We start from the raw sequence: 21,751 nt of genomic DNA on the forward strand, positions 1-21,751 counted from the left end.
CAACAAAGCCGTTAATATCTATAAAAGTCAACTACTGCTGATTTACGATCAGCGTCACATACTATTCCGCCAAAATTTACTAGATCCGCTGTTACATTTGAATGCGGATGATTTTTTGTGGGAGTGACACATTGAACAAATATTGCTGGAATAAATTTAGCTGTATTCCCTGTTGTCCAACTATGTTGGGATCCATGATGAGGTACTTGAACTAATTTAAAAGACTGCCAACGATCAACTCCGAAATGCATTTTCATATCATCTATAACATTACATGATAGATTTATATCGCCTGTAAGTAGTGTTGCATAATGCAAGTTATTTGAATTAATTTTCATAGGAGCAGCATACATGCATAAGGAAATATTATTCTTAGCTTTCCCTGTATGGCCAAAATGCTGTTCATAGCAATTTTTTAATATTTTTCTCCAATTTGATGGAAGTTTATTGATTTTTTGATTTAAACCCAATGAGACAATAGTACTTTCAATATCAGCTTTAACTTTGGACAGAGCTTGGCCTGATTTTTTGGCAAAGATTTTTCCTCCTGACTCATAAACTAGTCCTAGTTCTGAAAAATCTTTTTCTGCATTATAGAACATGAATTCAAATGATCTACTTAAATCATTAATAGGTTGAAAATGATTTATCTTCGTTACGTTAATACTAGAACGCTGAAGAGGTGTATCAAATTCAAAAAATACCGAGACTGCTGCTTCATCTGGTAAATAATCTTGGGGAACATCTGGGATGTCTAATGAATCTTTATTTGGTGGTAATGTATCGTAATCTGGGGCATTTCTTCCTTCTACTAATACAATTTCACTTATTCGATTATCAAGACCATTAACCTGCAGCCACTTAGCTGGGTTCAATTGAAATAGTGCTAGTGAAGGCGTAATACCCTTTTTTCCGAGTATTGATATTTCTCGTACACTTTGTGGCCATTCAGTACAAGGGAGTACTAATCTTTTTACATAAAATTTTTTCAGTAAGATCTCAAGACCGTTCACATGATCATTATCAAAATGTGAAATTACCAGCATATCAATCGTTGTTTGATATTGAAACCAAACTGGTAAACTATTTACCGTATCTAGAATGATCTTTTTACTCGTAGAGCCGCAATCATATATCCAATTAAAAGTTTCACTACTTTTTGAATTTAGTATTTGTCCACTAAATAAGGTTCCATTGCCTACAGCGTGAAAGCATGTTCTAACTGTGTGTGTCATTTATTGTTCCATCTATATGAATTCAACATAGTGTATGCAGTAGATACATCAAAACAATGAAAAAATTGTTGGTTAATACTAGTTCATGACGTAATTATTTATAAATTTAATATTATTTGCAATAAATTATTAATTTAATTAATTAAATTTTGTATTTTTATTATGAATGAGGCTTTAGATGAAAATAAGTTAAATAAATAAAACCAGCCAATAAGTTCATTATTTTTGATATAAATTAGACTCAAGAAGAATTTTAGTCAAGATCCATTAGATCAAAGCTGTTTACAGTTAAGTATTATAAATGCCCTTGTTAGTGGGTTTTTATAATAAACTTACTATTAAAAGCTAGCTTTAAAGACTAAAGATATAAAATCTCTATCCTCGATTGTACTTAAGTCATTTGAACCAAAAAAGTTTACATAAGCTAGTTCAACAGAATACTTTTGTTCATAGACTGCGGATACAGCTGCCATCACACTCATTTGTCCCTCTTGAAAGTTCTGACCATACCCATTTACATCATGACGAAATGGTAAACTTGGCGTAATCACTATTTCTGGCAATAAATTTTTATAAGTGAGTGCCCCTCGTAAGCGATTAGTACATTCCAAACAGATGATCCATGTACTTTAGATAGGTCTAAAGGTAACTGGTGTTACCGTCCCATTAATTACTTCACTGATTGAAATAGCTATAGTGTAAGCTTCAACATTCCTACCAAGTGTATTAGCGATTGTTTGTGCCATATTCTCCACTCCTATTGCTCTGCCTGCATAGCATGAGATTAATCTGATTGGTGCGTTAACAGCTGGGGCTGGGATAGTGTTCTTTATCACTTGTGCTGTAGTCTGCGCGGAAGCATAACGTGGTCTGAGCTGAAGATCTTCAGGGAAAGAAAAACGTGGATGCCCATGCACGATGACAGTATCATGGCCACCCGTCATCTGACTTAATTGAATCGGATTTTTATTTTGCCATTGGCCAGCTTCAGATATATTGAGTTCAAGGATAGTTCTCCCCTGATGTCGCATCGTGATTAGAGATATTTCAGCAGCCTCGGCCTCGACTGGTATAGTACCAAGCCTACCACCACCAAAATGCGCACCTGCGGCCATCACTCCTGCGCCGATGCTAACTACAGTGCTAATGGCAATATTTTCCCAAATATCTGCACTAAAGAAATTTTCATCGTTCAATCCCGCTGTAACTCCAGCAGATGCCACAGAGCCTGTAAAGCCACCAGACCCTGCTGCTGTTAGCACACCTACGGCTGTAACTGTAGTCGCGGACCACCCTGCGTTCATCGCTGTACGCATCACTGCACGTCCTGAAACACCACCAATGCCAGCACCAACCGTGCCAGCTACAGCACCTGCCAATAAGCTGACTCCCCAATCTTTAGCACTCAAAGCTTGTTCACCGCTCGCATGTAGCCCCCAGGCAGTGATACCATTGCTTGCTGCTGTACCTGTAACTCCTGCCACAACTCCGACAGCGATCGAAGCGCTAAGACCAGTTCCTAATGCCAATGCACCCACACCGCCTGTTAATAGACCTACTGCAATGCCTGCGAGCGCGGCACCAATAATCCAACCTACGCCTAGATTACCACTAGGATCATTAGCCATGATGGGATTGCCATTGGCATAGTTATAGCGATTAATGAGCTGAGCGGTATCCCGGCTCATGAATCGCTTGATATCTGGATGATAGTAACGGGCTCGTAAATAAATCAGAGATGATTCCAAATCGGTATATTCAGTTGTATACCTAAATGGATTAATATCAATATCGACGTAGAAATGCGAGGATTCTATTTCCTGTCCATAAGGGGTGTAACTGTAGCTAGCCTCTAGTTCACTCGTTGCATTCAGTACAGCAATAATATCTTTGAAGGATGCGATAAAATATTCAGCAGTCGTATTTTGAGCGTTGCTAACTAAGCGTATATATCTTTTATTTCCTTGCAACAAGTAATGACAAGTTTTACTTCCTTGTATCTCATTAATAATGCTAGGGTACTGGGAATAATCGTAATAAAACCGTATCTCTTCTGCATTCTCGACCTTTTTACTGGCCCTCAATCCATTCGGGTAATAATCATATTCTGCCTTTAGCTTGTTTTTGTTATCTTTATAGGAGACTAGCCTGTTTTGTGCATCATAACTATATATACATCCAGCGCCGTCATCAATCAAATTGCCATTGGCATCATAGGAAAAATATCTTATGCCTGCGTCTGAATTGATGCACAGCAACTTGTTGTCCAGATCGTAACTATAGGTGATCGACTGTTTTATCGTTCCTACAGTGTGGTCTTCTCGGATCACATTACTTGCTGCATCATATTGATATTGCGTGATGGTAAGGTCGCCATCCAAAATCTTCTTTTGTTCTATTATCAGTTGATTAAGGCTGTTATAGCCGTAGTTCACTATATAATTTAAACTGGCATCTTGGGGAAATGCCTCGGAGCTCGATTGCAGATTGACTATATTCTTGGTTACTGGGTCATAAGTGTATTGTGTTTGCTGCAAAATCTTGATTTGATCGCTGTGAGAAATATCTGTGACAACGGTTTGTGTAAGTAAACCAAACCCATCATAGTTGAAATTGCTGACTACACCATTGCTGATTTGAACTGACTTGATCTTTCCGCTATTAACCGCGCTTTCTTTCTTGTCATAATAGTTGGTCACAACACTGTAATTGCTGCCGGCAATTTTCTGTTGCTTCAGCCGGCCGTAGATATCGTAGGTATATTGTGTGATATTACCAATGGCATCGGTAAATCGACTGAGCAATCCTGTGTCCTTGTCATATTCGTAGAATATGGTTTTCCCATCAGGATAGGTCAACGATTCAATTGCCCCATTTAAGATGTAATTATAAGAAATATATCCTTTACTCACATTCTGATAAAACTCTTCTATTTTCGAAATTTTTTGAGTCGGTGGATCATAAGTGTATTGCTTCTTGCATGGCACTTTTCCATCGTACCATTCAACCAAGGCTAACTGATTGTTGGCAGTGTATTGGCATGTGAATACCACACCCGCATAATCTGTATAGCTTGATACCTGACCTATTTCGTTATACGTATAGGTAATATATTGCCCTAGCGGATTTGTATCAGTAATTAACTGGTTTAAATTATTGTAGAAAAAGGTGTCACCCTTAGCCGTGCGCTCGGCTGTCCCAGGTATACTAAGACATACACTGGTCACTACCGCATTAGTGAATAAATCCCTAGAAATATTTTGACGCGACGTAATCTTGTCACTGCCGGTAGTGGTAAAGCCGCTAACTTGATTGTTTACGTCGTATTGGAACGAAGTTGCTAGCCATTCATTCCCCATGGTTTGATTGCCAATCAACGATTTGACAATGTTCGAGTAAATATTGGAAAAGCTTGTTGCCGAAATCTCTATAGATGCCTGTAAGTTAGAGTAAGTGATTTCATTGAGCATATTATTATTTTTGCTCAATTTAGTTACCTTAACTTCGTTGAAAAACTCCGTTTTGACTTGCTCAACACTATCATATTCAAATCGAGTGACATTACCAAGTGCATCTGTCAGTGCAGACAATTCATTGCGACTATTATATGTATAGGTAATTCTAGAATTAGCGGCTAATATTCCTTCGTTCCATATGAGTTGTCCCTTGTCGTTAAAACTCTGTGAAGTCAGTATACGTTCTGCCTGCTTACTCCTTCCCCCATTATCAGCAGTCCTGATAGTATTGTTAAATCCATTGTTATAGATGTATGTTTCATATCCATTGGCGTATTTTGTCGTGGCCTTGTTGATTTCATCTTCAAATATCCATGTAGTAGTCACGCCCAGAGGATTGGTTGATGTCACTTTGCGGCCGACATTGTCGTAGGTATAGCTGAAACCCTGATTCAAGGCATCCATCTGATTAATTAGCCAACCAGTGATACTATCAATCTCGATAGTATTTGCTGTACCTTGCGCGTTAGTACTGGTGATAGTCAGCACAGTATCATTTAGGGTATAACAAGTCGAAGTTTCGGTACTCAGTAATGCATGAGTTTTGCCATCGTCCCACTCCAGTTTCTGGTAAGTAATTCTGCCAGTTACGTTATAGCGAAATGTAATTTTTTTCTCTGGCTTAAATATTTCTTCACCGCTTTCCAATTCGACGAATCCGTCAATGCTCATTGCAATATTTTTTTTATCTGACGTCAAACTATTAGCAACTCTTCTGATGATAATAACATCAGTATAGTCATAGCTGTCTTTCTTAATAATCTGTCCATAATTTGTATTGTCGTAAGTAGTAGATACCTTACTGATCAACTTTGGTGTATTACTTCCCTTCGTACTTGTATAGGATCGAACTTCCGTTGGTGAACCGTAATCGTCAAAATCCGACTCTATCTCAGTGCTTAATATATTTCCTGTATCGTTAAAAATGTCAGTAGTGACTTTAATTGGCGTTTGATAATTGGGTATTAGTCTCAATTCGTTGTATGGTGGAAAGTACTTCCCATCCGTTTCGCTTTGAAATGTATTCGTGGTCTGTTTAATTAGTCGCTGTTTGGTATCCTTCGTATAAGTTTTAGTGATTATCTCAAGATGGAGCCGATTGTATTGATGCTCCGTGACAAAAATGCCATCATCAACATGCGTTATATACCTGTAATCATCATCTCTACTTTGCAATAATGTATCAGTGTATTCCCCCATAATATAAGTTGGATAGCCCGTGTAATTGTGATTATCACCATTTGGGTTATAGGAATAAGTGATGGTTCTAGTCTGGCTTTGTCCTACGTTATCAACATACATTTGCTTGGAAGCAGAAACACAATCGATACGGTAGAACTGGGAGCGGGTTTGGTCCGCATAATAATGGACAGTAGTGTATTCGTAAGCGATGGATAAGCCGTTGGGATAGATGATCTGGGAAATTAAGTCATTTCTCACTAATCCTCCCTTATTGGCAATAACAAACTTCTGCCCGATGGGATTCACAAAGCCTACAAGATAATTTTCACTGTCAATTAAATAGGTAAACGAGATATCATTTTTTGCTCCCTGCGGATAATTGACTTGAATGCTTTCTGTCTTGTAGCTGAAAATAATCATTTTCCCAGCGAAACTGACAATGCTAGATAGTTTACAGTTATAAACATCTCCATCGCGATCATAATAAAAGATAGCATGATTTCCCCAACGATCAGCAATACCTATTAATCTACCGTAAATGTCGAAGTAATGTAGTTCTCCGTTGGCGAACTGCAATGTATTGTGATATTGAAGGTTTTTGTCGTAAGGTAAGGCACCCGAGTTGTCAGTGAAGTTAAGGTTTTTCAGATTGTAATAGCGTAAACCAGATTCGTACTCATCATCGATAAAATAGGCCGATTGTCCATTTATATACACTTTACTGGCCATGATGTAACTGAACGAATAAGTCCACCCCAAGGGCAGTCCAAGAAAACTATTACCAGTAGCAATTGACTGGGGGCTATAAACAATAGATGGCGTAATATTATTGCCTAGTGGTCCGAAAATGGTTGGGGGTGAGATTGTGGCTTGAAGTGTCCCCGTACGTGGATCGATTTCATAGCCTAGAGCGTTATATGTTGGTGCGCTAGAATATCCTGATTCGTCTGACGCCATGAACGAAGTCAACATAGGCTTGGCTGCATTTCGCTCAAGTGCTTTGACATCACAATTATTTCTGATTTCCATAGTGGGTCCTATTTATTTTATTTTTGTTTGCACCATACATGTCCACGGTATAATTTTTTTCAGTAGGGTCACATAACATTCTTCATTCTTTTTTGTGGAGAAAAATACTTTGGTTGCCTAGCGAAAAGAGGCTGACTCGAACGGTATCGAGCGAGCCTCGCAAGCTTGGCTTATATGAAATTCTCAAAAATGATAATCAGATAAATATCTTATTCACACTGAATCAACATCTGCTACTATTTTTAGAAATATGTTTTAAACAAAATCATGTCAATATAAGTACCTGAAGAAATACCAGCAAAAGAGACTTTAACACCTTTACCAAAATCTAAGTCACCGTTGCCAGAGGTTTCTCCAGACTCATAAATAATGCCATTGCATATGAGTTTTAAATAGCTAATGACGTTTTTATTCGAACACATACGTAAAAGGGTAAATGTCCCATCTGGTGGAAGTTGAAAATTGGCAGTTGCCCCACCACCATTACCACCATATTTGATATTCCCAATTTGTATAGAATCAATCAAAGAACCGCTCCTGATGAGCACCTGCTGTCCACCCGTATCTTGAATGGACCTAAAATCGCCACCATGACCACCATAAGACATTTGATTTTGACCAGCTAACATTTTCATAAAACTTCCTCATTATTATTGAATTTATAATTAAATACGTTGCGTAAGAGGTTTATGAAAATCTAAGCAACGTCGAACAACTATAAAATTTTATTTCAAACAATGTCAAGTAATTGATATTTTTAAGATATTTTAATTATTACTCACTCTCTAAATGTATATTTTTTAACACTTTTGATATTTAATTGAGTATTGTGTCTGATTGATCAGCTCTTAAATAAACAAAGACTTAACAAAATAAAAGCAACTAACCCTCATATTTAATATGATACAAATGATAGATTGGAAATAAAATAGTAATATCAAAAAAATTACAATAACTTAAAGTAAAAAATAAAGTTTCTGGATAAATTTTGAGTAAACTTATTTTATTTATCAAAACTTAACTATTCGACATTCTGACTTTTAAATAGATTTTTAATTAAAATAAATACTGTCTATCACAATAATTGTATAGCAAGTACTGCTAATCTTGTCATAGTTTTTGCTTTCATGCAGCAGTACTGGAGTCACTAAGGAATGTCTCCTGCTATTTCAGAACCCATCAATAGGAAGATAAGCTGTAATTTTATATGTGAATTACGTTTAAATTCCAACTCTCTTATTTTCTAACTAGCTCAGGTTATAATGATGGTCTCCCCAAATATAGTTGATCTATTATGAACGCCTCCAATGACCCTCTACATGGCAAAAAACTTGCTGACATTTTGGATGAGTTATTGGATTATTACGGTGGCTTTGAAGGCTTAAGTCGTAAAATTGAAATTAGGTGTTTTTGTATAGATCCAAGTGTAAAGTCATCATTGCGATTCTTACGCACCACACCATGGGCACGTGAAAAAGTAGAAAGTTTATATTTGTATGTCTTACGCCAAAAAGCCAAACAGAAATCGTAGCTTTCAAAGCTATGACTTTAATGTACTTTCGTGCTTGCTTCCGTTAAATAAGCTTTCTTCGATGTCTTATTCCATAAACACAGTTCTTGCCCTGTTTTGTTTTTCATATGTGCTTGAGGATATTTTCCTTCAATCAGGAGTGCTGAATATCCAACACGATCATCAAACAGCATGATATTGCTCACTGTCTTGGCACTTTTAAGTTGACTCGCTTTTATACAAGCCTTTTTTATTTCCTGATCATGTTTGTTCCATGCCTGCTCAGAACTTGCGAAAGTTACGCTGCTTACAGCAGAACTTGCCACAAAACCTAAAATAGCAAGATATTTTAAAAATATACGATGTCTCGAGGCCATGATAATTGTCCTGTAAATTCGAGTGTCTAGATCTATACTGAAACAATCTTATGAGGGAATCTAGCAGTTTAAACATGTTGTAACAGCATACTTTCAGGAATATACATATTTCTAAATACAACCTTTTCGGTTTAAACCTACTTATGATGCTATCGCTTGTAATCTGGAAAAGCCCTTCTCTATCAAAAAACATATCTTGCACTTTATCTATTTTTATGTATGATTGAGTAATCACTCAATTAATATGTTTATATATGGCCCGTCCTCGTAGTGAAGATAAACGTAATGCAATTTTAAATGCTGCTATTGAAACATTGGCAGAACTTGGAGAACGTGCGTCGACCGCGAAAATTGCCAAATTCGCTGGTGTAGCAGAAGGTACTTTATTTACTTATTTCAGTAATAAAGAAGAACTACTCAACCAATTATACCTTTCGCTAAAGGCCGAACTGCGTCAGGTCATAATGGTCAATTACCCTACCCACTCAGACCTGCAAACCCAAATGTTTTATATCTGGCAAAGCTATTTGGACTGGAGTTTAGCTGCTCCACTTAAACGTAAAGTGATGGCACAACTGTCGACTTCGGAACAAATTACAGAACAGAGTAAACAAATTGGTATGCAAACTTTTTGTGATTTTACCAAGACCATTCAAGCGCATATTGATGATGGTAAATTAAGAGATTATCCACCCCTGTTTATCGGTTCAATTTTGGGTGCACTTGCTGAAGTCACACTCAATTTTATTGCCCAAGACGCATCTCAAGCTGATCTTTATCGTAAGTCTGGTTTTGAAGCATTTTGGCATGCGGTTTCTATGTAGATGAAGATTAAAATAAGGATGTACACATTCTTATTTTTTAAGTTAATTAATGAGTGATTAAATACTCATTTAAGTAAATCAACATAAGCACTTATCTCAAGTTCTTATTTACAGATATAGGTTGTTCCACTCAAGGAAAACAAAATGACGATTTCAAATACAACAGAATTGCCTTCTCCCTACATGTCATCACAGCAGCACAATGGGAAATTTAGTAATACGCGGCCGAATCTGCACACACATTCTTTCGGAAAAACGCTCGGTTTAATGTGGAAATTTTTATTTAACAAACCCAAAAATACGGTGCCAAACCGAGAAATTCCTGTGTTAAGTTTATCAAAACAACAACTCACGAGTGCCCCAGACCGCTCTCTATTTCGTCTTGGGCATTCGACCATTTTATTAAAATTGCGTAATGAATTTTGGTTAACTGATCCTGTTTTTTCTGAGCGTGCCTCGCCTTTTCAGTGGATTGGCCCAAAGCGTTTTCATCAACCACCAATTAGCATTGCTGACTTACCGCCGATTAAAGGCGTGATTTTGTCACATAACCACTACGACCATCTCGACTACCATGCAGTACTTCAGCTCAAAGACAAAGTTGAACATTTCTTAACTCCGCTTGGTGTCGGTGATGCACTGATTAAATGGGGAGTGCCAGCAGACAAAGTGCAGCAACTTGATTGGTGGGACACGACCCATGTAGATGGTCTTGAGTTGATTGCGACCCCTGCCCATCATTTTTCAGGTCGCGGTATGGGTGATAGCAATGCAACACTTTGGGCATCGTGGGTAATTATTGACAATGATCTACGGGTGTTTTTTAGTGGTGATACTGGTTATTTCGATGGATTTAAAGAGATTGGACATCGTTATGGCCCCTTCGATCTTACCATGTTAGAAACTGGTGCCTATGATCCAGAATGGCCAGATGTTCACATGCAACCTGAGCAAACTTTACAAGCGCATCTCGATTTAAAAGGACGTCATTTGTTACCTGTCCACAATGGAACTTTTGACTTGGCACTTCATGCTTGGGATGATCCATTTGAACGTATCGTGGCTTTGGCTCATCAAAATAAATTAGCAATTAGTACACCTCAAATGGGTGAAATATTGAACTTAAATGAGCCAAATGTCGAAAATTATTGGTGGCGTTCGTAATTTTTTCCGATCCTTTTTTAATTATTTATCTCACTCAATCTATGGTTAAAGGTATTTAAATTCAGTCATATAACCCTATTCTTTTTATTTATATTGTCTTTTATTAAAACTGGGACTAACTTTGTCTTAGTTTTATTATTGACTTAAAACACAGACTGCATTAGTCTGTGTTTGTAATTGACCAATTATGAAATTAAATGGCTTATATCACTAGTAGCGTCGAGTATGCGATTCACTGTCTTCTTTTTCTTGTAAATAATGAAGATAAACCATTGAGTAGTAAGGATCTGGCTGAATTGCAAGGCGTATCTCCTAGCTTTATGGCCAAAATATTTCCTAAACTTGAAAAGGCAAAACTTGTTTTGGCGCAAGAAGGCGTGCGTGGTGGGTATTTGCTGGCCCGATCTGCTCACGAAATCAGTTTTCTCGATATTGTGAATGCAATTGAAGGCGAAAAACCGCTTTTTGAATGCCAAGAAGTTCGTGGAAAATGTGCTGTCTTTAATAATGCCCCGCCTAATTGGGCAACAAATGGGGTGTGTGCTGTACATGCGGTTATGTTACAGGCCGAGAAAGCTATGCGGGATGCATTAGGCGCGCATACACTTGGTGATATTGCAGACCGCTTTGGTCGTTATGCACCTGATGTATTTTTTAGTGATGTGAATGGCTGGATCAATGAACGCATCGAAGGAAGAACAGCAAAAATGCGGAAAAGTAAAATAGCACGCGATATTCCCGACTAAGGCGTGATAGGGCTTAACGTTCTAAAGTAATAATTCCCCTAACCTTTTTAAACCCCTTCTCAGATTTTTCGAACAGTCAGAGAAAGGATTCGCTCATCCTGAATTTTATGATGAGTTGGAATTTGTATGTTCGAATGAATCGACCAAAAGGATTATTAAATGAGTAAGCGTATTATTATTGCCGGTTCTGGCTTTGCTGGTCTATGGGCTGCACTTGCCGCACAACGAGCAATTCATTTGGCTGCGCAACAACAAAATATTGAAGTGCTGATGGTTTCCCCGAGTCCGAATGTTGATATTCGTCCTCGTCTTTATGAAGCAGTACTTGAAAATATGTACCCTGACATTTTAGAGATATTGAATGTTGTTGACGTTAAATATGTCGCTGGCTGGGTAAATGAAGTGAATGCTGCGGCCCAAAATCTTGTGATCACAACGACTCACGGCGATCAACAAACCCTAAGTTATGACCGCTTTATTTGGGCAACAGGAAGTACTGGCTATATGCCGCCTATCCCTGGTCTTAAAGACTATGGATTTAGTGTCAGCACATTAGAAGATGCCGAAAAACTAGATCAGCATCTTAAAAGCCTAGCCAATAAGCCTGTCAGTGCGGCACGTAATACAGTCGTCGTTGCGGGTGGTGGACTTACAGGGCTTGAAACAGTGACTGAAATGCCTGAGCGCTTGCGTAGCATTTTAGCTGAAACTGATATTCGTGTGGTTTTGGTTGATTCATCAGCGGAAATCGGTGCAGCAATAGGTGACGAAGCAGCAGCCGTTATTCGTGAAGCGCTCACCGAACTCGGTGTTGAAGCTAAAGCGGGTTTACGTGTTACTGCACTTAATGCCACTAGTGTCACCCTTTCTAACGGTGAAAGAATCGAAACCGAAACCGTCATTTGGACGGCGGGCATGCGAGCTAACGCACTCACCGCTCAAATTGCAGGTGAAAAAGATAATTTGGGGCGTATTCTAGCTGATGCTTATTTACATGCGCCTGATGCAAAACATATTTTTGTGACGGGTGATACGGTAAAAGTTCCGACCGATAACTTAGGTAACTTCAACGTCATGTCTTGCCAACACGCCATGAGCCTAGGCCGTGTTGCAGGCTACAATGCAGCCGCAGAGTTAGTCAATTTACCATTACACCCATATAGCCAACCGAAGTATGTGACTTGTGTTGATTTAGGTCCATGGGGTGCACTTTATACGGAGGGTTGGGATCGACAAGTTCAATTTGTGCGTGAAGAAGCGAAAAAAATTAAGCAAGAAATTAATACGGTATGGATTTATCCGCCAATCGCAGACCGTGAAGCAATTTTTGCAATAGCGAACCCAGATTTTGTTATTGTTCCCTAACATAAGCTGTTTTATTAATAATAGATCTATTTGAAAGCCTCAGAAGTAGAGCACCACTTTTGAGGTTTCTTTTTGACTTATTATAACTCATGACATCTTTGCATCTTCTAGCGCAGCCATCTCACTTCGGTCGTTGAAGTAGTGCTTCGTGAGGGATTGTACTGGCTAAGGTTAAATTGACAGAATAGATTGAAATACAATATTTTTTGTAGGCTTGAGTGTATAATTCGCGATAGTTCATGGTTTAGTTCTAATATGAAGAATATACAGTCTGATAACACTCAAATTAGCATGGTTTCGAGCTTTTCTGAACTTGTGAATTCCAATTTTCAAGGTGCAATGAATGCCCTTTGCTGGCATCGAGATTTGTTAGGTGATTTTCAAGAGATTGTGGCTAAACTTGAGTTAAGAGAAAACATTACAGAAATCTCTGTTGAAGATCTTTTGGCGTTACAACTTTCAGAACAAGGCAGTCAGGCAAGAGAGACTATCTTAAGTGATATACAGCACTTAACTGATTTCGGTGCTTCACCTTCACTTAATCTACTGAAATGCTACGAACGTGATGAAGAGTTCGATTTCATTTCAACCGATGTATATTCATATCATGTTGATCGTTCTCCTATCGAAACAGATACTTTTCTATGCACCTATCATGGTGCAGCAAGCGATATCCTACCTCATGATCAAGTTGAGCAGAAAATTTTGGTTCCAGAAATCAGAGTAAAGCTCAAAGAATTACATGATGGGCCAGAAGCTGAATTTGAAACGTTTCTAGCAGAATACTTTTTTGATTTACATTACCAACCTCAACCAGATGCAAAACCAGTGAGTTTAGGCGTAGGTCATCTTTGGCGTCTAGCGGTTGACCATCCAACACAACAAGCCTTCCCTTGTGTTCACAGAGCACCTATCGAAAGGGTTGGCGAGTATCGACTTCTCTTGATCTGTTAAATATCAATCAAATCATAACGGGCTAACTCGAGTCTATCCATCACCATTTTGGTGCAAACATATTCATGGAATAGGTTTTTGCGCTATTTTAAAACTCACTCATCAAATTCTCTAGTTTCTTGCCCTATCTGATATCGTTGTCAGTGTGGATTTGTCGTTATGTTTAGATCGATATAGCGATAAAGTTGTCAGCCATATATTGCTGTTACTTTTAGCCATCAATTGGCATATAAGTTGCTTATTTTAAATCGTACACATCACTTTGCAGCCAACGATGCCTGCTTGTGTTTATTCGAACTCGTGAGTCGTAAAAGATCGCTAGTCTCAAATTCTCATTTGCTTAGTCTTAGTAAAGGTAATCATCATGGCTGATTCAATCAAAACCGTTTGTCCATATTGTGGTGTTGGTTGTGGCATGGTTTTACAAGTTGAAAATGGTCAGGTTGTTAAATTATCAGGTGATAAAGAGCATCCTACTAATTATGGTCGTTTATGTACAAAAGGATCTTCAGCAGATAAAGCCCTACGTAATTCAGGACGTATGGAAAAAGCTTATGTGCGTAAACAACGCACCGATGAACGAGTAGCATATACAAGCGACTTAGCAATTACGCAAACAGCTCAGCGTTTACGCCAAATTATTGATCGGCATGGCCCAAATGCCGTTTCCTTTTACGTGTCTGGACAGATGTCCATTGAAGCTCAATATTTAATTAATAAACTATCAAAAGGCTTTATTGGCACCAATAATATCGAATCCAATTCCCGCTTGTGCATGGCAAGTGCCGGCAGTGGCTATAAACTTTCTTTAGGTGCAGATGGTCCTCCAGGTTCTTACCAAGACTTTGATCATGCTGATGTTTTTTTTGTCATTGGCGCGAATATGGCAGATTGTCATCCCATCCTCTTTTTACGATTGATGGATCGAGTCAAAGCAGGTGCAAAACTGATTGTCGTTGATCCACGCCGTAACGCGACTGCAGATAAAGCGCATCTGTTTATGCAGATTAAACCGGGCACAGATTTAATCCTACTCAATGGGTTATTACATTTACTGTGTAAAAATAACCATCTCGATCATGAGTTTATTCAGGAATACACTGAAGGTTGGGAACAAATGCCCGAGTTTCTGGACGAGTACACCCCTGCTTATGTGGCTAATAAAACTGGCATTGAGGAAGAAAAAATTCGCCAAGCAGCACAGTGGATGGGTGAAGCAAAAGAGTTTATGAGCTGCTGGACCATGGGGCTTAATCAAAGTACCCACGGGACATGGAATACCAATGCCATTTGTAACTTACACTTAGCGACAGGAAAAATTTGTCGCTTAGGGAGTGGTCCTTTTTCTCTGACAGGTCAACCCAATGCAATGGGTGGTCGTGAAATGGGCTATATGGGTCCTGGGCTACCTGGTCAACGTTCAGTCTTGGTAGAGAAAGATCGAGATTTTATCGAGGAACTTTGGCACATTCCTAAAGGCACCCTAAGCACCAATTTAGGCAAAGGTACAATTGATATGTTTGAAAGGATGAAGACTGGTGAAATTAAAGCCTGTTGGATCATTTGTACCAATCCTGTCGCAACCGTTGCCAATCGTAAAACCGTGATCGAAGCTTTAGAAGCTGCGGAATTAGTCATTACACAAGATGCATTTTTAGATACTGAAACCAATCGTTATGCTGACATCATGCTACCTGCAGCATTATGGGCTGAAGCTGAAGGCGTCATGATCAACTCAGAACGCAATATGACATTAATGCAAAAGGCTATTGAGCCTCCTGGTGATGCATTAGCCGACTGGCAAATCATTAGTCGTATTGCTTGTGAAATGGGTTATGTTGATGCTTTCAGCTATAGCTCAGCATCAGAAATTTTTGATGAAATCTGTCTTTGTTCGAATCCCAAAACCGGTTATGACTTACGTGGGGCAAGTCATGCTCGGTTGAAAGAAACACCTTTACAATGGCCTTGCCCACCTTTAGATCAGCCGAACGGAAGCAATGACCGCCATCCTATTCGTTATTTAAACGATGGTATTAGCCAAAAATTATTAGCTCCGGAAGAACATAAAGCCAAACCACGTTTAATTTTCCCAACTGAGCGTACTAAAGGTGTGTTCTTCGCTCGGCCGCATTTAGACCCTGCCGAAATGCCAGATCAGGATTTCCCCTTTGTTTTGAATACGGGTCGCTTACAACATCAATGGCATACCATGACCAAAACAGGGAAAATTCCCATGTTGAATAAGCTGAACGCTGGGCCATTTGTAGAGATACATCCCGAAGATGCAGCAAATTTAAATATAAAAGATAAACAATCTGTAGAAATTCGATCAAGACGAGGTAAAGCTGTTTTACCTGCTGTTGTTACAGATCGGGTACTCGCTGGAAACTGCTTTGCGCCTTTCCATTGGAATGATTTTTTTGGTGAAGATCTGGCTATCAATGCAGTCACCAATGATGCGATTGATCCAATTTCACAGCAGCCTGAATTTAAAGTATGCGCCGTATCGTTAACTCCAGTTGCACCGACAGAAACACTACTTGTTGCGGAAGCGCTGAAACACCAAAAATCTACTGTTCAAAATTCAATAATCACTGACACGGCGGATTCAGTAGCTGGAATCTTTCAGAGTACAGATATGTCAAAACTAAATGTTTTTGCTACCAGTCTTGGAATAGAAACTGTATCGCCTCCTTGTTTCGATGATGCTGAAAAAATCTATTTAGCTGGTTTTATTGCTGCATTACAAAGCTTGCCCGTATCACCCAATAGCATGCCGACCTTACCGATGAATGCTCCCATATCAGATCAAGCAAAATTATGGTTGAATGGCATGCTGGCTGGCTTATATTCGCGTGCACCTCTCAATCCTCATGAATTGGCGCTATCTAAAAAGACAGAAGCTCAAAAACCTAAAATTACCTTACTTTGGGCATCTCAAACAGGCAACAGTGAAAACCTAGCTGAAGGCTTTAGTCAAAAAATTAAACAAGCAGGCTATGACGTTAATTTTCAAGAAATGTCTAACTTCTCTATAGATCAACTGGAAAAAACTGATCACTTGCTTTGTATCAGTAGTACATTCGGTGATGGCGATGCACCTGATAATGGTCAAAACTTCTGGAGTGATTTAACTAACAAGGCAGACATTAAACTAGATCATCTCAACTACAGTGTTTTGGCCTTGGGTGATCCTAATTACGATCAGTTCTGCGGACATGGTAAAAAACTAGATCAAAAACTCGCCGAACTAGGTGCTTCTCGTATTTTTGATCGAATTGATTGTGATACAGATTTCCAAGAAAAAGCTGAGCAATGGCTTAACACCATCTTAAACAAATTAGCAGAATCGACAAAGATCAAAGCTCCACCCTCACCTTTAAAGCCTCAAAAGACTGATTTAACAGCACCAAGCAAAACCAACCCATTTCATTCACGACTCGTACAAAATGTCAGGTTAAATCATGAGCATTCAAATAAAGACATACGCCTATTTGCCTTTGATATTGAAAACTCAGGAATTACATATGAGGCTGGCGATGCACTTGGTATTTGGCCACAAAACTGCCCTGAGATCGTCAATGAATTATTGAGTGTCACAAAGTTAGCTGGTGACAGCTCTGTATCAATGGTTGACTTAAAAGGAATGACGTTAAGACAGGCACTTACTGAACGTTTTGAAATTGCGAAGCCACAGTTGAACGCTTTAAAACTAATTGCAACAAAAGGCTGTTATCAAAGATTACAGGATTTATTGGACTATCCAGATAAAAGTGAGTTGAAAAAGTGGCTTTGGGGTAAACAATTGGTCGATGTTTTGCATGAGTTTCCGATTAAATTGTCAGTAAATGAACTGATTAGCATCTTGCCAAAATTGCAGCCCCGTTTGTACTCGATCGCGTCAAGTCCAAAGACATATCCAACTCAGATTCATTTAACTGTCTCAGCTGTACGTTATGATTATCAAGGTAATGTACGGAAAGGTGTATCTTCGACATTTCTCGCTGATCGGGCGGAACAATGCTCAATTCCGATCTTTGTACAAAAGTCAGCATCCTTTCATCCACCTATTGATAGTGAGATACCGCTTATTATGGTTGGGCCTGGTACAGGAATTGCACCTTTCCGAGGTTTTCTACAAGAACGGCAAGCACTCGGTAAAGACAGTAAAAACTGGTTGTTTTTTGGAGAGCAACAATCGAGTACAGATTTTTACTATCAAGAGGAACTCAAAAAGTTTCAGAACGACGGTGTATTAACTCGTTTAGATCTCGCCTTCTCTCGTGATCAAGACCAGAAAATTTATGTGCAAGATCGTATGCGAGAACAAGGTGCCGAACTCTGGCAATGGCTTGAACAAGGCGCTTATTTCTGTATCTGTGGAGACGCGAGTCGTATGGCAAAAGATGTAGATGCGGTGCTAAAAGAAATCATCGTGCGACATGGCAACAAATCAGAAGATGAAGCCAATACTTATGTATCGAACATGAGTCGTGATAAACGTTATTTAAGGGATGTTTATTAATAAAACTAGAATAGTATTGTTCTAAATAGTTTTATAGCCTTACAAAAATTTAAGGGTGGATTTTACTAGATAACCCACCCTGAACATAAAATTTAGTAATTATTTTAGCGAAAATATTTCTACTCATTCCAGATTAAAATGTACACATTTAACCTTTCGAAGCTAATAGTTCTTCAATTTCTTTCTTATCAAAACCTCGTTCTACAAATATTGAAAAAATTATTTTCTGCATTTTTTTTGAACATTTGTGATACTTATTAATTAATACGTCAGTATCAATGGTTTGTAAGTCATACTTTACAAATAATTCATCTGTAAGTTCATTATTCATGATGACATCTTTAGGGTCTAAATCTTTAGGCATATTCAACTCGCGAAGCATCCTAATTTAATGGATTAATTTTTTAACAAACACAGCTTGATGGGTCTGAAAAGTAAAGATAAATTAAATTAAACTTAAAGTAACGTAAAAAAACCGTAAATTTTTAAAAAAATATAATAAACAAATACTTATACATTGATTTCATCTATTTTTTGATTAAATTAATGAAAATAACTCAAAATATAAAACTTTTGACCTGCTTTAAGCGATTTTTAAAGCAGTATCTTGCAGTTTTTTCTTATTGGTTGGTAATGCTACTTTTAGAACAAGATATCTTCATGGTTTAGCTCTTTCGTCATATTTTATTTTTAAAAGAAAGAAAAGGTACAGCTTATTAATATTCAAAAATAGCACCACCAACGCGACGGGTTGTGGTAGATGGTGCTAGAGGGTTTATCTAATATATAACTTCCTGCGAATTAGATGCGTCCATTTACCAGTTTATTTTTAAACCGAGTGAACCATTCAACGCCTCACCCAAATTTCCAGCCCCATATCCACCACCTGCCCAATACTTTTTATTGAATAAATTGTTGATATTGGCATTCAGTACCGCATCATACTTATTGAGTTTAAAATTATAAGATGTTCCCAAATTCACAAGTGTATAAGCTGGGACTTTCATTTGATTGGTATTGGTAATGTATGAAGATCCATTATAACGAACGTTCCCATGTACACTTAAGCCTTCAACCATGGGAAAACTATACTCAGCACTGGAAACAGCTTGCCATTTTGCTGCAAATGCAGGGCTATTGCCTTCAATAGCTTTATTTTCATCAGATACACGATTAATTTCACCGTCTAAACGAAGTAGCCCCAAACCTAACTTTAATTGATCGGATGGTTTATATGTCCCATTCATTTCCCACCCTTGATACGTCGTCAGACCATCTTGAGTCAAATATTTTAAGCTATTGCGAATAACATCCATCGCTTCTACACGCTGAACTTTAAATAAAGCTGAGCTCAAGCTAAATTGATCAAGATCATATTTAAATCCAACTTCATACTGTTTACTGACTGTTGCATCAAGTTGTTCACCTGCATTGGCATACGGCGATTCAATACGTTGTCCCCGTTCAATTCCTTCAACATAACTCCCATAGATAGTCGCATCTGGAATTGGTTTATAAATCAAAGCAGCAGTAGGCGTCGCCTTTTTAGTGCTATAGCCATTTTCAGAGCCACTTGCTGCTTCATTATCAAAATAGGTATAACGCACACCGAGAATAGCTTGCCATTGCGAACCAAAATGGAGGGTATCGCTTAAGAAACCATAAGTCTGACTCTCTGGCGTACTTTCGGATGATAAATAAAAATTAGGCGTATGCGTTATTTTGTAATCAGGTTTTCGGTAGATATTACCCTTAAAATAATCACCCCAGAAAAATTCTGAATATTTATCAAAATTTCGGATATAACCAGTACCCGCGACCAGTTCATGCTGAATTGATCCAGTTTGGATATTCCCTGTCACTTGCAACTGATTTAAGAAGTACTGTGATAAACCCGCGAAGCTATATAAATTCCCTTCGTAATCGCCTTGCTCATTCGCAAGGCTGGCAAATATTTTATTTGATAGGTGTTTCTTGCGGGTGTAGCCAAAGTCATATTTGGCAGTCCAGTCATCATTGATCTTCCACTTTAAATTTGTAGAAGCAACCAACGTCGCTGTTTTATAATAAGAACCATCTATGTTGATATGATCATAGTCATAATTGATTTTGGGTAGGTTTCCATTACTGCCAATTACATCATAGCTATCAATATAAAACTGAATTGGCTCATGTTTTCGATTGTTATATTCGTAAATAACATTACTTTCCCACGTTAAATCCTCTGTGAGTTGCTTATCGAATGCAAATGATGTCACAAAGCGACTATTGTCTGTTTCATTATAGGCGGTGCCTGTATCGCCCCCTAGCGTGAAACGATAGTCTATATCCAGACTGTCCAAATGATTACTATTATCGACATAAGCAGAAAATAAACTCGAATTTCGATAATCAAGCTGTAGACTACTTTTTGGTGTTGCTGTTGGGCGTTTTGTTTGATAACTGATGGCTCCTCCAGGTGTTCCAAAGCCATACATAAAGCCAGTCAACCCTTTTAAAGCGGTAACACTTTCAGCAACCTCAACGGGGAAATCGCCTCCCCAAGATAAATATACAGGAACACCATCCACATAATAGTTGCGGACACCTAATCCACGAATTTGGGTGCCCCACCAATCGGTGGACATAGAATTGGTTGGCGTATAAACAGATGCATCATTGGCAAAAATCTGTCCTATCGATTTTGCACCTCGTTTTTCAATATCACTACTTTCAACAACAGTTATAGAAAAAGGGGTATCTAGTATCGACTTATTTCCCAAAACACCCGATTGAGTCTGCTTTTTTAATCCACGAGGCTGGTCTTGCGCAGAAACACTAATCACAGGAAGTTGAGAAGCATCTGTCGATTGTTCTGTACCATTTACCGCAATATTTTTAAGCTGCCCAACTTCGCGAATTTGTTTAGGTTGTTGCGAAGTATTTTTAATTTTTTCAATGCTCCAACCACCATGGTCTTGCTGAACCAATTGTAATTTTGTGCCTTTTAAAAGCTGTTCAAATCCTTCACTGATGCTATAAGAACCCGCTAGCCCCTGTGTATGTAGCCCCTTAGTTAAGTTGGGATCAAATGATAATGCGACCCCAGATTGCATTGCAAAACTGGATAATGCTTGTCCTAACTGCCCTGATCGAATCTCGTAGTGCTGTTGCGTTTTCTTATCGGCAGCAAATGTTGTGGCTGAAATACCGCATATAGCACTGAGTATTGCGATCCCAATTGCTTTTGTGAGCACCGTTTTTCCCTGTTGAGCGTACATGTTTTCCCCTCGTCATTAACAATGATGTGTTCCTTATCATCTATGCCAGTTGAGAATCAAAA

At 38.5% G+C, this 21,751-nt stretch carries 13 protein-coding genes and 1 pseudogene; 7 read left to right on the plus strand and 7 right to left on the minus strand.

What is annotated here, in order from left to right:
• Positions 1–11: 11 nt before the first annotated feature.
• From F896_RS09970 to F896_RS09955, 4 genes and pseudogenes are all read right to left on the minus strand, one after another.
• The gene (locus F896_RS09970; protein WP_016163679.1) at positions 12–1,235 is read right to left on the minus strand and encodes an MBL fold metallo-hydrolase; all 1,224 of its coding nucleotides are present in this window, start codon (positions 1,233–1,235) and stop codon (positions 12–14) included.
• 338 nt (positions 1,236–1,573) lie between these two features.
• A pseudogene (locus F896_RS09965) lies at positions 1,574–1,831 on the minus strand (DUF1302 family protein); the annotation flags it as partial.
• Between the two features lie 33 nt (positions 1,832–1,864).
• Positions 1,865–6,961, minus strand: coding sequence for an RHS repeat-associated core domain-containing protein (locus F896_RS09960; protein WP_016163681.1), 5,097 nt, complete (start codon positions 6,959–6,961; stop codon positions 1,865–1,867).
• Positions 6,962–7,203: 242 nt separating this feature from the next.
• The gene (locus tag F896_RS09955; protein ID WP_016163682.1) at positions 7,204–7,596 is read right to left on the minus strand and encodes a hypothetical protein; all 393 of its coding nucleotides are present in this window, start codon (positions 7,594–7,596) and stop codon (positions 7,204–7,206) included.
• Positions 7,597–8,255: 659 nt separating this feature from the next.
• Between F896_RS09955 and F896_RS09950 the strand changes: the two genes are divergently transcribed.
• Positions 8,256–8,492 carry a VF530 family protein gene (locus tag F896_RS09950; protein ID WP_003651786.1) on the plus strand — a complete coding sequence of 79 codons (237 nt, stop codon included), beginning with the start codon at positions 8,256–8,258 and terminating at the stop codon, positions 8,490–8,492.
• 17 nt (positions 8,493–8,509) lie between these two features.
• Here F896_RS09950 and F896_RS09945 read toward each other — a convergent pair whose 3' ends face one another.
• The gene (locus tag F896_RS09945; RefSeq protein ID WP_016163683.1) at positions 8,510–8,848 is read right to left on the minus strand and encodes a hypothetical protein; all 339 of its coding nucleotides are present in this window, start codon (positions 8,846–8,848) and stop codon (positions 8,510–8,512) included.
• A gap of 254 nt (positions 8,849–9,102) precedes the next feature.
• Here F896_RS09945 and F896_RS09940 point away from each other — a divergent pair, with 254 nt between their 5' ends.
• The 6 genes from F896_RS09940 to F896_RS09915 all read left to right on the plus strand — a co-directional run bounded on the left by F896_RS09940 (position 9,103) and on the right by F896_RS09915 (position 18,429).
• Positions 9,103–9,672, plus strand: a complete 570-nt coding sequence (locus F896_RS09940; protein WP_016163684.1) for a TetR/AcrR family transcriptional regulator — start codon at positions 9,103–9,105, stop codon at positions 9,670–9,672.
• 144 nt (positions 9,673–9,816) lie between these two features.
• Entirely contained in the window at positions 9,817–10,836 is a 1,020-nt protein-coding gene (locus tag F896_RS09935; RefSeq protein WP_016163685.1) for an MBL fold metallo-hydrolase, read from the plus strand.
• Between the two features lie 197 nt (positions 10,837–11,033).
• Positions 11,034–11,582: an RrF2 family transcriptional regulator gene (locus F896_RS09930; RefSeq protein WP_016163686.1), complete on the plus strand. Its 549-nt coding sequence runs from the start codon at positions 11,034–11,036 to the stop codon at positions 11,580–11,582.
• A gap of 159 nt (positions 11,583–11,741) precedes the next feature.
• Entirely contained in the window at positions 11,742–12,947 is a 1,206-nt protein-coding gene (locus tag F896_RS09925; RefSeq protein WP_016163687.1) for an NAD(P)/FAD-dependent oxidoreductase, read from the plus strand.
• Positions 12,948–13,202: 255 nt separating this feature from the next.
• Positions 13,203–13,901: a DUF1826 domain-containing protein gene (locus F896_RS09920; RefSeq protein ID WP_016163688.1), complete on the plus strand. Its 699-nt coding sequence runs from the start codon at positions 13,203–13,205 to the stop codon at positions 13,899–13,901.
• Between the two features lie 364 nt (positions 13,902–14,265).
• Positions 14,266–18,429, plus strand: a complete 4,164-nt coding sequence (locus tag F896_RS09915) for a bifunctional nitrate reductase/sulfite reductase flavoprotein subunit alpha (protein ID WP_016163689.1) — start codon at positions 14,266–14,268, stop codon at positions 18,427–18,429.
• A gap of 148 nt (positions 18,430–18,577) precedes the next feature.
• Here the strand turns inward: F896_RS09915 and F896_RS09910 are convergent, their stop codons facing one another.
• Positions 18,578–18,793 (minus strand): hypothetical protein, encoded by a 216-nt coding sequence (locus F896_RS09910; RefSeq protein ID WP_016163690.1) that lies wholly within the window; start codon positions 18,791–18,793, stop codon positions 18,578–18,580.
• Between the two features lie 451 nt (positions 18,794–19,244).
• Positions 19,245–21,689 carry a TonB-dependent siderophore receptor gene (locus F896_RS09905; protein WP_016163691.1) on the minus strand — a complete coding sequence of 815 codons (2,445 nt, stop codon included), beginning with the start codon at positions 21,687–21,689 and terminating at the stop codon, positions 19,245–19,247.
• Between the last annotated feature and the right edge of the window lie 62 nt (positions 21,690–21,751).

The sequence above is a fragment of the Acinetobacter genomosp. 15BJ genome, from assembly GCF_000400715.1.
GTDB lineage: Bacteria > Pseudomonadota > Gammaproteobacteria > Pseudomonadales > Moraxellaceae > Acinetobacter.